This window comes from Arthrobacter sp. 05T410 (assembly GCF_056396505.1).
Genome location: NZ_JBFTLP010000001.1, coordinates 101,890 through 113,923 on the forward strand (window position 1 = coordinate 101,890; position 12,034 = coordinate 113,923).

General features: G+C 65.2%; 15 protein-coding genes. 5 read left to right on the forward strand and 10 right to left on the reverse strand.

All coding sequences use genetic code 11. The features are described 5' to 3' along the window. Positions 1 to 113: 113 nt before the first annotated feature. Complete coding sequence (locus tag AC1DFR_RS00460) at positions 114 to 407, reverse strand: HPr family phosphocarrier protein (protein ID WP_476857041.1); 294 nt, start codon at positions 405 to 407, stop codon at positions 114 to 116. A 273-nt stretch (positions 408 to 680) separates the two neighbouring features. Between AC1DFR_RS00460 and AC1DFR_RS00465 the strand changes: the two genes are divergently transcribed. Then, positions 681 to 1,472, forward strand: a complete 792-nt coding sequence (locus tag AC1DFR_RS00465; RefSeq protein WP_028276728.1) for a GntR family transcriptional regulator — start codon at positions 681 to 683, stop codon at positions 1,470 to 1,472. Between the two features lie 152 nt (positions 1,473 to 1,624). On the opposite strand, the gene qcrB is transcribed toward AC1DFR_RS00465, so the two are convergent. The 4 genes from qcrB to ctaE form a co-directional block, all read right to left on the reverse strand. Next, positions 1,625 to 3,301, reverse strand: a complete 1,677-nt coding sequence (gene qcrB, locus AC1DFR_RS00470) for a cytochrome bc1 complex cytochrome b subunit (protein ID WP_028276729.1) — start codon at positions 3,299 to 3,301, stop codon at positions 1,625 to 1,627. Then, complete coding sequence (gene qcrA / locus AC1DFR_RS00475) at positions 3,279 to 4,352, reverse strand: cytochrome bc1 complex Rieske iron-sulfur subunit (RefSeq protein WP_028276730.1); 1,074 nt, start codon at positions 4,350 to 4,352, stop codon at positions 3,279 to 3,281. Before qcrA ends, qcrB begins: the two co-directional genes overlap by 23 nt. Before the next feature lie 100 nt (positions 4,353 to 4,452). Next, positions 4,453 to 5,241, reverse strand: a complete 789-nt coding sequence (gene qcrC / locus AC1DFR_RS00480) for a cytochrome bc1 complex diheme cytochrome c subunit (protein ID WP_476849256.1) — start codon at positions 5,239 to 5,241, stop codon at positions 4,453 to 4,455. Between the two features lie 85 nt (positions 5,242 to 5,326). Beyond that, the gene (ctaE, locus tag AC1DFR_RS00485) at positions 5,327 to 5,965 is read right to left on the reverse strand and encodes an aa3-type cytochrome oxidase subunit III (protein ID WP_230009034.1); all 639 of its coding nucleotides are present in this window, start codon (positions 5,963 to 5,965) and stop codon (positions 5,327 to 5,329) included. Positions 5,966 to 6,113: 148 nt separating this feature from the next. Here ctaE and trpD point away from each other — a divergent pair, with 148 nt between their 5' ends. Continuing rightward, positions 6,114 to 7,175 carry an anthranilate phosphoribosyltransferase gene (trpD, locus tag AC1DFR_RS00490; RefSeq protein ID WP_223917343.1) on the forward strand — a complete coding sequence of 354 codons (1,062 nt, stop codon included), beginning with the start codon at positions 6,114 to 6,116 and terminating at the stop codon, positions 7,173 to 7,175. Between the two features lie 74 nt (positions 7,176 to 7,249). Here the strand turns inward: trpD and AC1DFR_RS00495 are convergent, their stop codons facing one another. After that, on the reverse strand, positions 7,250 to 7,531 hold the full coding sequence (locus AC1DFR_RS00495; RefSeq protein ID WP_028276733.1) for an Lrp/AsnC family transcriptional regulator: 282 nt from the start codon (positions 7,529 to 7,531) through the stop codon (positions 7,250 to 7,252). Positions 7,532 to 7,619: 88 nt separating this feature from the next. Continuing rightward, positions 7,620 to 8,063 carry a DUF3054 domain-containing protein gene (locus tag AC1DFR_RS00500; protein ID WP_476872452.1) on the reverse strand — a complete coding sequence of 148 codons (444 nt, stop codon included), beginning with the start codon at positions 8,061 to 8,063 and terminating at the stop codon, positions 7,620 to 7,622. An 82-nt stretch (positions 8,064 to 8,145) separates the two neighbouring features. On the opposite strand from AC1DFR_RS00500, the gene AC1DFR_RS00505 reads away from it, so the two are divergent. The 3 genes from AC1DFR_RS00505 to AC1DFR_RS00515 all read left to right on the forward strand — a co-directional run bounded on the left by AC1DFR_RS00505 (position 8,146) and on the right by AC1DFR_RS00515 (position 9,493). After that, a complete protein-coding gene (locus AC1DFR_RS00505) occupies positions 8,146 to 8,679 on the forward strand; it encodes a VOC family protein (RefSeq protein WP_476872453.1) in 534 nt (177 codons plus the stop codon). 94 nt (positions 8,680 to 8,773) lie between these two features. Further along, positions 8,774 to 8,929 (forward strand): hypothetical protein, encoded by a 156-nt coding sequence (locus AC1DFR_RS00510; protein WP_156945122.1) that lies wholly within the window; start codon positions 8,774 to 8,776, stop codon positions 8,927 to 8,929. Between the two features lie 171 nt (positions 8,930 to 9,100). After that, positions 9,101 to 9,493, forward strand: a complete 393-nt coding sequence (locus AC1DFR_RS00515) for an SHOCT domain-containing protein (protein ID WP_476849251.1) — start codon at positions 9,101 to 9,103, stop codon at positions 9,491 to 9,493. A 48-nt stretch (positions 9,494 to 9,541) separates the two neighbouring features. Here the strand turns inward: AC1DFR_RS00515 and AC1DFR_RS00520 are convergent, their stop codons facing one another. From AC1DFR_RS00520 to AC1DFR_RS00530, 3 genes are all read right to left on the reverse strand, one after another. Further along, on the reverse strand, positions 9,542 to 10,156 hold the full coding sequence (locus AC1DFR_RS00520) for a response regulator (protein ID WP_476857092.1): 615 nt from the start codon (positions 10,154 to 10,156) through the stop codon (positions 9,542 to 9,544). 71 nt (positions 10,157 to 10,227) lie between these two features. Further along, positions 10,228 to 11,364, reverse strand: coding sequence for a sensor histidine kinase (locus AC1DFR_RS00525; RefSeq protein WP_476872454.1), 1,137 nt, complete (start codon positions 11,362 to 11,364; stop codon positions 10,228 to 10,230). 230 nt (positions 11,365 to 11,594) lie between these two features. Continuing rightward, positions 11,595 to 11,981, reverse strand: coding sequence for a hypothetical protein (locus AC1DFR_RS00530; protein WP_476872455.1), 387 nt, complete (start codon positions 11,979 to 11,981; stop codon positions 11,595 to 11,597). Positions 11,982 to 12,034: the final 53 nt, after the last annotated feature.

Here is a 12,034-nt window from a genome sequence, read left to right on the forward strand (position 1 = left end):
GAGTTCCTGCCGGCCGCGTGCGGCGCGTCCCTGCACGCCCAGCCCGCCTGCGCAGCGTCCCTCCTGGAGGGCGGCACCGCACTGCGGGCCGCCGAATGGGCGCGGGGAGGCCCTCAGGCGGCGGCTGCCGATTCCAAGAGGATCCGGAGTTGCTCCAGCGCACCCTCTGCCTCTGCGGGGCTGCAGGAGGCCGGGAGGGCGTCCGCAGCGACGGCCAGCTCCACCTCACAGCCGCACTCGAAGTCCTCGGTCATGACCTCCAGCAGCGAGCGGGCGTCGACGCCTGGCCTGCCGTCCTTGCTGATGGTCACCGGGAGGCCGGTCGCCGTGACAGCCCGGACAAATACTGCCGCGGGCCGGGCGTGGAGGCCGATGGCGGCCGTGACGATTGCCTTGCGAACTGGCAACGGGACTCCCTCATGCTGGTGTTGTGCTGTACGTGTTGCTGCTGCACGGGCTGGCCACGCGAGCGGTGACCCAGGTGGAGGGCGTCCGGCAGGCAGTCCGTCAGGCCGGGCGGGCGGCATTGCCCCGGCTCCGGCCTGTACCTACAAGGGTAGCGGCGGGGGAGTACCCGGCACGACTTGAGTCGGCGGCGTGGTCTAGACCTGCCGGGTCACGGGCTTACCCTTGAGATATGAGTGTATTTCCCGCGCCGGGCCGCAACCGGAGGCTGAACCATGGCGTCCACTAACGCGTCCAAGATGATTGGCGAGATCGACCGTCAGAGCGGGGTGCCAATCTACGTGCAGTTGCGCGAGATCCTCCGCGCGCACATCGCCGCCGCGTGCCCGCCTGGATCCGCGCTGCCCTCCGAACGGGACCTCGCCCAGCGCTTCGGCCTCGCCCGGATGACCGTGCGCCAAGCCATCGATGCCCTCGTGGGTGAGGAAGTAATTGAACGCGTCGTGGGCCTGGGCACGTTTGTACGCAAACCCAAACTGGATCTCCAGGTAAAGCTGACTTCCTACAGCGAAGAGATGCAGCGCCGCGGCATGGTCCCGGCCGCCAAGGTCCTGAGCTTCGAACAAATTGGCGCCAGCGCGTTCCTGGCCCGTGAGCTGCAGTTGGAGGAGGGGACACCCCTTGTCAGGTTCCGGCGCCTCCTGCTGGCCGACAACGAACCGATGAGCGTGGACGAAAACTTCATCCCGGCCCACCGGGTTCCCGGCCTGCTGGACGGCGAACCGCCCACATCGCTCTACAACGTGCTGAGCGAACGCTACGGGCTGGTGATGGAATGGGGCGAGGACATGATCGAGGCGACGGCTGCGTCGCCGTCCACGGCCCGTCTCCTGAACGTCGAGGTCGGAACCCCGCTGCTCAAGATCCAGCGCCACGCGTTCGTGGCCCGCGCCATGGTGGACTACTCCGTGTCCTACTACCGGGCTGACCGCTACAAGCTCTGGGTGCCCCTGCAGCGGCCTGGCGTCCGGCCCACCCGGAACTACGCCTCAGGGTACCGCCCCTAACCCCAGCAACGCGGGGTCACGTCGCGTCCATCCCGAAGGGGTTGATGGGCGCGAGGTGACCCCGCGTTGCCTCTTGTTTCTGCAGCTTCGGGGGGACGCAGGAAGGCCCGGTCCCAAGGGACCGGGCCTTCTTTTGTATTGCTTGGTGCCGCCTAGTGGCTCAGCGACTTCGACTCAGCGGTTTCGATCGCTTCGTGGGCGCCGTGGTGGCCGTGAGCGGCCTCCAGCTCTGCCGGGGTGGCCGGGGCAACCCGGTCCTCGAAGAACCAGCGGGACAGCTTCGCGCGGCGCTTTTCCTTGCGGTCAACGACGCCGTGCTCGTTCGGCACCGCGGGCAGCGGGGCCGGTGACTCGAAGCCGACCAGCTTGTAGCGCTTGTATTCATCCAGCGGGGCGTGGACCTCGATGAACTCGCCGTGCGGAAGACGCACGATGCGGCCGGTTTCACGGCCGTGCAGGGCAATCTCGCGGTCCTTGCGCTGGAGCGCCAGGGCGACGCGCTTGGTGACGATGAACGCGATGACCGGGCCGATGAAGAACAGTGCGCGCAGCCAGTAGGTGACATCGTTCAGGGCCACGTGGAAGTGGGTGGCGATGAGGTCCGAGCCGGCCGCTGCCCACATCACGCAGTACCAGACGAAACCGGCCATGCCGATTGCCGTACGGGTAGGAGCGTTGCGGGGGCGGTCCAGGACGTGGTGCTCGCGGTTGTCCTTGGTGATCCAGCGTTCAATCCACGGGTAGGCGAACATGACCGTGAAGAGGATGCCCGCCGGGACAAGTGCCGGCAGCAGCACGTTGAACGTGAACATGTGGCCGAACCAGATCTGCTCGACCTTCCAGTCGCCGATCGTGCCCGGCATCAGGCGCAGGGCGCCGTCAACGAAGCCGATGTACCAGTCAGGCTGGGTGCCTGCAGAAACCGGGGAGGGGTCGTACGGGCCGTAGTTCCAGATCGGGTTGATGGTGAAGAACGCCGCCATGATGGCAACGACACCGAACACGATGAAGAAGAAGCCGCCGGCCTTCGCCGCGTAAACCGGTCCCAGGGGGTAGCCGACGACGTTGCCGTCGTTGCGGCCCGGGCCGGGGTACTGCGTGTGCTTGTGCACAACCACCATGAAGAGGTGCATCACGATCATCAGCAGGATGAGCGCGGGAACCAGGAGGATGTGGAGCATGTACAGGCGGCTGATGATCATGGTGCCCGGGAACTCGCCGCCGAAGAGGAAGAACGAGGTGTAGGTGCCGATGACCGGGATGGACTTGATGACGCCGTCGATGATGCGCAGGCCGTTGCCGGAGAGCAGGTCATCGGGGAGCGAGTAGCCGGTGAAGCCTGCGGCCATGGACAGGATGAGCAGAACGCTGCCCACCACCCAGTTCAGTTCGCGGGGCTTCCGGAATGCGCCGGTGAAGAACACGCGGAGCATGTGCACGGAGACAGATGCGACGAACAGCAGGGCAGCCCAGTGGTGTACCTGGCGCATGAACAAGCCGCCGCGGACATCGAAGGAGATGTTCAGGGAGGAGCTGTAGGCCACCGACATTTCAACGTTCTTCAGCGGCGTGTACGAGCCCGCATAATGCGTCTCCGCCATGGACGGATCGAAGAAGAACGTCAGGAACGTGCCCGAGAGCAGCAGAATGACGAAGGAGTACAGCGCCACTTCGCCGAACATGAACGACCAGTGGTCCGGGAAGACCTTCCGGCCGAATTCACGAAGGATTCCGGAGCCGCCAACACGCTGGTCGACGAAGTCGGTGATGCGGCCGCCTGTGGTTTTGGCGACGAAAACAGGGGCATCAGGCGTTGTTGTTGAGGACATGCTGCTCACGCTCCCAGTAGGTCGGTCCAACGGGTTCATGGAAGTCGCTCGTGGCGACGAGGTAGCCCTCAGCGTCGACTGCGATAGGCAGCTGGGGGAGGGGGCGGCTGGCCGGGCCGAAGATAACCTTGCACTGCTGGGTCAGGTCGAAGGTTGACTGGTGGCACGGGCACAGAAGGTGGTGGGTCTGCTGTTCGTACAGGGCAACAGGGCAGCCAACGTGGGTGCAGATCTTGGAGTATGCAACGATTCCGTTGTAGGCCCAATCTGCGCGCTCGGGGGAGGGGTTGAGCAGTGCCGGGTCCAGGCGCATGAGCAGAACGACCGATTTGGCCTTCTCGTTCAGCTTTCCTTCGCTCAGTTCGTTCAGCCCTTCGGGGATGACGTGGAACGCGGAGCCCATGGTGACGTCCGCGGCCTTGATGGGGGTGCCATCCGGGTCGCGGGCCAGCCGCTTGAGCCTGCCGTCCGGGGCCGGGGCCCACAGAGTGTGGGCCAGCTTGTCGTCCGGACGGGGACCGAGGTCACCGAAGATGGCCAGGGCCGGCAGGGGGGCGAGGGCGACGGCGCCGAGCAGGGTGTTGCGGATCAGCGGCCGGCGCTTAATGCCGGTTTCCTCGACGATGTCATCGACGATGCGCACGGCAGCCTGGCGGTCTTCCTCAGTGCGGATCGCGTGGCGCTCTTCCGAGACCTCGTGGTCCGGCATAAGGGCCTTGGCCCAGTGGACGATACCGGTGCCGATGCCCAGCATCGCGAAAGCGGTGCCGATGCCCAGCAGGGCATTCTGGAGGCGGATCGTGGCGATCGCGGAGTCTTGCCCCAGATCGATCGCGAAATACGCCACCAGGAATATCAAGGTGCCAACGACCGAGATGCCGAACAGAAGGGCTACCTGCCGTTCTGCCTTTTTTGCGGCCTTCGGGTCCGTGTCAGCCAGGCGCAAACGGTGCGGGGGAATTCCAGGATCCTGGAACTTCTCCACCTCATTCTGACCAGCCGTAGCTACGGTGCCCGAGTCGTTCGGACCGCCGTCACTATGGTTGCCCATAATTCGCCTCATCCTTCTCTCGTCTCGGCAAGTGCCGAGTTAGGTTTCAATTCAAACTGCTGACGGGTCAGCAGAAAATTCTTACAGGTGCAAGGTCCGCTTATGAAGTGCGGGAAGTCAGCCAAATGGTGAACGCGATGATGACGCCCAGCCCGGCGATCCAGACAAAGAGACCTTCGGAGACCGGTCCCAAAGCACCAAGATCGGCGCCGCCGGGTGAACCGTTGGCCTCAATCTGCTTCAGGTAGGTGATGATGTCGCGCTTCCCCTCGGGGGAGATGTTCGCGTCACTGAAAACCGGCATGTTCTGGGGGCCGGTGACCATTGCTTCGTAGATGTGCTGCCCGGAGACACCCGCGAGGGCAGGGGCAAACTTGCCCCGGGTCAGTGCGCCGCCTGCAGCGGCGGCGTTGTGGCACATGGCGCAGTTGGTGCGGAACAGCTCTCCACCGTTGGCGGCGTCGCCCTTCTCATCGAGCACGCCTGCCTCGGGGATGGCCGGGCCGGGGCCGAGGGAGGCAACATAAGCAGCCAGCTGCTTGGTCTGTTCCTCGTTGAACTGGGCGGGCTTCTTGTAGGCCTGCGGGCCATTCATCTGCATGGGCATGCGGCCGGTGCCGACCTGGAAGTCAACAGCGGCGGCGCCGACGCCCACAAGGGACGGTCCGGCCTGCGAACCGCTGGCACCCATGCCGTGGCAGGTGGCGCAGTTGGCGGCAAAGAGCTTGCCGCCCTCCTTTACGTCGCTTGCGCTATAGGTGGTGGTGTCGGCCTTGGCCTGGTTGACGGTGGTGGCAACGGCGTACAGCCCACCCGTGACCAAGAGGCCCATCAGCAGCAGTGCAATTGCTGCCAGTGGGTGACGTCGCTTCTGCGAGAGTGCCTTCACGTGGTGGTTCCTTTATTCGATCCTGCGGTGGCTCCGGGAGCCGCTTCTTGAAATTCTGCCTCTTGTAGAAAAAGAGTCAAGCTGACTACTTGAGGACGTAGATGACCAGGAAGAGGCCAATCCAGACGACGTCCACGAAGTGCCAGTAGTACGAGGTGACGATCGCTGAAGTTGCCTCAAAGTGTCCGAACTTCTTCGCGGCGAAGGAGCGGCCCATGATGAGCAGGAAGGCAATCAGACCGCCGATGACGTGCAGGCCGTGGAAGCCCGTCGTTATGTAGAAGGCCGAACCGTAGGCGTTGGAGGACAGCGAGACATGCTCGGAAACGAGCATGGCGTACTCGGTCGCCTGGCCGGCGACGAAGAAGGCACCCATGAGGAACGTCAGGATGAACCATCCGTTCATCCCCCACTGGGTGAAGCTGAAGCGTCCGCCGGTCCGGCGCGGCTGGAGCCGCTCGGCAGCGAAGACGCCCATCTGGCAAGTAAAGGAACTTGCCACGAGGACGATCGTGTTAACGAGCGCAAACGGGAAGTTGAGCTTGGCTGTCTCTTCGGCCCACATCAGTCCGGAAGTCGAACGGAGTGTGAAGTACATGGCGAAGAGACCGGCGAAGAACATCAACTCACTGGACAGCCACACAACGGTTCCAACAGAAACCATGTTCGGGCGGTTCAGCGTCGGGTGCGCCGGGGTACTGGGGGCATGGGTCGCAGATGTCACATAGACATTATGTCTATAAAAGTCCGTCCTGCCCAACGCAAACCGCGTTTTCGGAGGACTTTTTCTACAAAGACGCGAATTCGCGCGGAAAAGTTCCCGGCGGGGTTCACATTGGTCTTTGCGGGGCCGACCTCGATAGCATCGGGAGGTGACTTCACAGGCATCTGCACAGGCGGCAGGCAACACCTGGCCGCGGCTCATCAACGCACTCATCAGCGGCGCCGACCTCACAGCCGGGAGCACTGAGTGGGCCATGAATTCCATCATGTCCGGTGAGGCGACGCCGGCCCAGGTGGCGGGTTTCCTGGTGGCGCTGCGTGCCAAGGGCGAGACCGTGGATGAGCTGGCCGGCCTGGTGGAGGCGATGATCGCCAACGCCAACCCCATTGACATTGCCGGTGAGAAGCTGGACATCGTGGGCACGGGCGGCGACCAGCAGAACACTGTCAACATCTCCACGATGGCCGCCCTTATCGCCGCGGGAGCGGGTGCCCGGGTGGTCAAGCACGGCAACCGGGCGTCGTCGTCCTCGTCGGGATCCGCCGATGTCCTGGAGGCCCTCGGCGTCCGGCTTGATCTCCCCATTCCCCGCGTGGCACTCAACGCCGAAGAGGCGGGAATCACGTTTTGCTTCGCCCAGGTTTTCCACCCCTCCATGCGGCATGCCGCCGTCGCCCGCCGCGAACTCGGCGTTCCGACGGCGTTCAACTTCCTGGGCCCCATGATCAACCCGGCCCATGTCCAGGCGTCGGCGGTGGGCGTCGCCAATGAGCAAATGGCCCCGCTGGTGGCCGGAGTGCTGGCCAAGCGAGGCAGCCGCGGCTTGGTTTTCCGCGGCAATGACGGCCTGGATGAGCTCACCACCACCGGCCCGTCGCGGGTGTGGGAGATCCGCAACGGCGAGGTAACTGAAGCGATGTTTGATCCGCGCGATCTGGGCATCCGGACGGCCACGCTGGAGGAGCTGCGCGGCGGGGACGCGGTGGCCAATGCCGCCGTCGTCCGGGCTGTCCTCGGCGGTGCGCCGGGGCCGGCCCGCGATGCGGCGCTGCTCAACGCCGCGGCCGGGCTGGTGGCGTTCGACCTCGACGCCGTGGGTCCGCTGGCGGAGCGCATGGCCGCCGCGTTCAACCGCGCCGAGCAGTCCATTGAATCCGGAGCCGCGGCCGCGGTGCTGGACAGGTGGGTCGCCCTGTCGCAGACAGCCTAAAGATCACATGAGACGGGCCCGGCAGATTTCTGCCGGGCCCGTCTCATGTGAGCTGTTCGTAATTCGGTTGTTCGCTACTGCTCGAATCCGAGGGCAAAGGCCGCATCGAGGTCGTGCTGGGAGTAAGCGCGGAATGCGATCTGCGTTGTGGTGTGCGCGACGCCGGGAACCTTCGAGAGCTTGTCCGCGATGACGTCCGCCAGGTCCTCGTGCTTGGCGACCCGGGCGATGGCGATCAGGTCCCATTCGCCCGTCACGGAATAGACCTCGCTGATGCCGGCGATGGCGGAGATTTCCTCGGCGGTCTCCGGGATGCGTGAAGCGTTTGTCTTGATCAGGACGAATGCGGTGACCACGTGTGAACCTTTCCGGATCGGTTGCGCCGTTTGCGGGCCTGTCGGCGGCCCTTGCACGGGCGCTGCCATCTTCTGCAAGCCTAGTGCATTAGGCCTGGCGGCGGCGTGAACGCAGCCGCCGAACGCCCGCGGCCACAAGGCGGTAACCCAGGAGGAAAACGGCCAGGCTCAGCAGGGCCACGATGATGAAGGGCGGCACCACCGTCTGCCCGGTGAGGGCCCGCAGGATCATCCCGACGCCGACGGTTCCGAGCCAGACAGCGACGCCGGCGGGCCACACCCGCAGGGGGTCATGCCACAGCCGCAGGACCAGCCATGCCAGTGCCGCGCCTGCCAGGAACGGCCACGCCGTCGCAAAGACGCCGGTGATAATTTCCCCGCGCTGGTGCGCGTCGCGCCCGATCGCCGCGAACAGCAGAATCAGGAGTGCATCCGCGCATGCTGCCAGGGCTGCTGTCTGCGCGGGCCGGAGGCCGGAATGGGGAGCGTCCTGGGCGGACGGGCGGGGGAGTTTGGGGGTTGGAGAAGGCATACATCCAAGCCTAGTCCCGTCAGGATGGGCTCCGGGCGGGGACCGTTGTGTGTGAAGTCACCTCCGGGCTAGGCTCGGCCCCATGCCGCTGATCGCCGCCGGAGTCTGCCGGCGGCGCGGCAAACGCAAGGGGAGCGCTGTGAGCGAAAAGATCACCACCTGCCTGTGGTTCGACAGCCAGGCCGAGGAAGCCGCCGAGTACTACGTCTCCATCTTCGACGGCGGCAAAATCCTCGATGTCTCGCGGTATGGCGACGGCGGTCCCGGGCCTGCCGGCCAGGCCATCACCGTTCAGTTCCTGCTTGACGGGCGGACCTTCACGGCATTGAACGGGGGTCCGGCCTTTACTTTCAATGAGGCGGCGTCCTTTGTGATCGACTGCGCGTCGCAGGAAGAAGTGGACCGGTACTGGTCGGCCCTGACCGACGGCGGCCAGGAAAGTCAGTGCGGCTGGCTCAAGGACCGGTACGGGGTCTCGTGGCAGGTTGTGCCGGCCGTGCTGGGACAACTGATCGCCGGCCCCGACCCCGACGGCGCCCGGCGTGCCATGCAGGCAATGCTCGCCATGCGCAAGCTGGACATCGCCGCCTTGCAGGAGGCCTACGACGGCGCATGACGCCCCTGGTCCGCGTGGCGTCCGGTGCCCCTGTCCGTGACCCCGGTCGGCGTGGCCCCCCGGCCCAGGGACTGTCCGCACATATGATCGTGGCATGAGTAGCGACGCCGTTCCGGAGGCTGGTGTTCCGGTGCAGCTGGATCCTCAGCTGGACGGCCAGCTGAGCATTAACGACATCCTGCTCGAACTTGGCCAGGCTCCCGTGGTGCACCCCTCGCCGGACGCGGCCAGTGAGCTGCACTTCTTCTAGGGCCGCCGCTTCCGGTTCCGCCATCCCGCGCCTGCTCCACAGTTCCTTCTGGTGACCCCGCAGAGAGGCGCTCCCGCGCCGAATTCGGGCCCTTTGGTCCTAACGGGGCACGGCCCGGGGGGGCTAGTTTGGCGCTTAAGGATGCCAGCAGGGCCTCCTCAGAACGGAAGGATGGCTCCCGTGGAGCAATTCTGGAACTTCATTTGGCTGTTCTTTTGGTCATTCGCGTTCATCGCGTATCTTTTCGCGCTGTTTGCAGTTATCTCGGATATTTTCCGGGACCACGAACTCAGCGGTTGGCTCAAGGCTGTGTGGATCATCTTCCTGGTCTTTGTGCCGTTCCTCACGGTTCTCGTGTACCTGATCGCGCGGGGCCGCAGCATGGCCGAGCGCCAGGCCCGCAGTGCCCAGCAGTCCGAAGCCGCAACAACGGAATACATCCGCTCCGTGGCCAAGGCGTCCCCCTCCCAGGAAATCGCAAAGGCCAAGGAACTCCTCGACGCCGGCACCCTGACCCAGGCCGAATTCGACGCCGTCAAGGCCAAGGCGCTGAGCCAGGCCTGACCGTCCCGCTGCGTCCTATAGGTGCATTTCCCGCCCTCGGACCACCGGTCAGTTCGGCCGCCGGTAGCTGGCCAGGCCATGTTCGTAGGCGAAGATGACGGCGTGCACACGGTCGCGCAGCCCGAGTTTCATGAGGATGCGGCCCACGTGGGTTTTGACTGTTGATTCCGCCACGGTCAGTCGTTCCCCGATCTCGGTGTTTGTGAGTCCCAGCGCAATGGCCGAGAGTATTTCCCGTTCCCTCTGTGTCAGTGATGCCACCGCTTCATCACCCGCGGCCGGGGGACCGGAGGGAAGCCTTTGGCTGAAGAGGTCCAGCATCCGGCGGCTGACCCGGGAGGAAATGGCGGCGTCTCCTCCGGCGACGGCCCGAAGGGAAGCGAGCAACTCAGCTGGCCCCACATCCTTGAGCAGAAAACCACTGGCACCGGCCCGGAGGGCCGCGAAGGCATACTCGTCGAGATCGAACGTCGTGAGGACAATGACCCGTGAGTGCGGGCACTCCTCGACAATGCGCCGGGTCGCGGCGATCCCGTCCGTGCCGGGCATTCGCACATCCATCAGCACGACGTCCGGTGCCAGAGTTCGACACATGTCGACGCCACTGCTGCCGTCAGCGGCTTCACCGGCGACTTCCACGCCGTCCTGGGCTTCCAGGACCATGCGGAAGCCCGCCCGGACGAGTGTTTGGTCATCGACGAGCAGCACCCGGATCGGGCGCGTGGACGGGGCAGCTACGGCTTCCAAATGGCTCCTTCCGGCAGCGGGAACCGTGCGGTCACGGACCATCCACCGTTGGTCAGGGGTCCCGCGCGCAATGTACCGCCGTAGAGTGCGACGCGCTGGCGCATTCCCGCCACGCCGTGTCCAGCACGGTCGGCAGGGGCGTCCACGGGCTGGCCGTCGTCGGTCACCGAGACCATGATCTCCTGGCCGGTGAACTGCGAGCGAACCGTGACCGCTGTTGCGGCGCGCGCGTATTTGAGCGCGTTGGTGAGCCCTTCCTGGATGACCCGATATACGGCCAGCTGGATCCCGGGGTCAGCGGGAGCGACTCCGGCCGACTGCAGAACCACGGGAAGCCCCGCAGAGCGGAAAAGCTCCACCAGCGCGGGAACATCCCCCACCCCCGGCGATGGTGCTGCCGCGCCGGCCAATTCGCCGGTGTTGTCCTCGTTCAAGACTCCGAGCATCCGGCGCATGTCCGTCACCGCAACGCGGCCTGTCTCGGCGACCTGGCGCATGGCTTGGACGGCGCGGGCAGGGTCGGTCGGGGCGATTTCCGCCGAACCATGGGCCAAGGAAATCATCACCGCCAATCCATGAGCGACGATGTCGTGCATCTCCCGGGCGATCGCGTTGCGCTCGGCGGCGGCCGCAATGCTGGCCAGATACTCCCGTTCATGCATCAGCCGGTCGGCACGGTCCACCCGGGCGGCCACGTAGTTGCGGCGCATGCGTACGTTCAGCCCGAGCAGGGTCGCGATCACTAGTACGGCAATTGCCTGGACGGCTTGGCCAAGGTCCACCATCGACCGGGGTTGCTGGGCCGCTGCGGCAAGGAGAATTGCGCTGATGGCCAGGAGGGCAAGGACGGCGTGCCGTGCGGACCGGTAAACGCCGACGGCGTAGAGCGCCATGGCTGTCGCCACCGCTGCGAAGCTGGCCGGAACCGAGAACGTGATGAGCATGATGCCGGCTGTGGCGGCCAAAGAAGACAACGGAGCCCGCCGGCGGAACAGCAGTGCGGTGCCGGAAACCACCGCCGCCATCAATGGCAGAACCAACGCTGGGCCGTCGGCAGTGGGAATGGCAACGGCTGCTGCCAGGGCCGGCCCTGTGTATGCGACGGCGGCCAGGACGTCTGTCATACGCGGACCAGGGCGCCATCCGCCCAGCCGAAGCGCTTCGTCCGACGAAACCGGCGACGTCAAGGCCACACCCGGCAGTGTTGCGGGGTGCGCAGTGTTCCTGCGTCGGTCATGCTCCGGACTGTACCGGTCGTGGAATGCATGAGGGTCCTTGGGTCATGGCGATGGTGGCGTTGTTGGCGTGCGGCCAGTACTGCCAGGTTGCCGCTCCTGGAGTGGCTGGCACGAGATCAGTGGAGTGCGAGGACCAGGTAGAGGGCTGCCAGGGCTATCGTCGTGGGGGTCATGACGAAGCGTTCGGGTTTGCTCCGGGAGATTGCGTTCATGAGGACTCCGAGCACGAAGTATGCCGTCAGCACCCACACGGTGATCGCAGTAAATGATTCGCTGACCAACAGCGGGACAAAGCCGGACTTGGCCAGCGCCGCATAAGCGAAGAGGGCGTACAGGGGTATGGATGCTGCGCTCCCGATTCTGAGTTTGGCCGGGAGGACGCGGTGTTGTCCGCCCCATGCCATTCTCCCCAGCGGTGCTCCCGCGATCAGCGCCACCTGGAAAACAGCCAGGCCGGCCAAGAGTGCGCAGGCGAGTATTGCGGAAAGCTGGTCCAACAGCATCTGGATCCATCCCCTTGTCGAGTCCCAGGCAGCAACGCGTGGTGCGCCGTGCG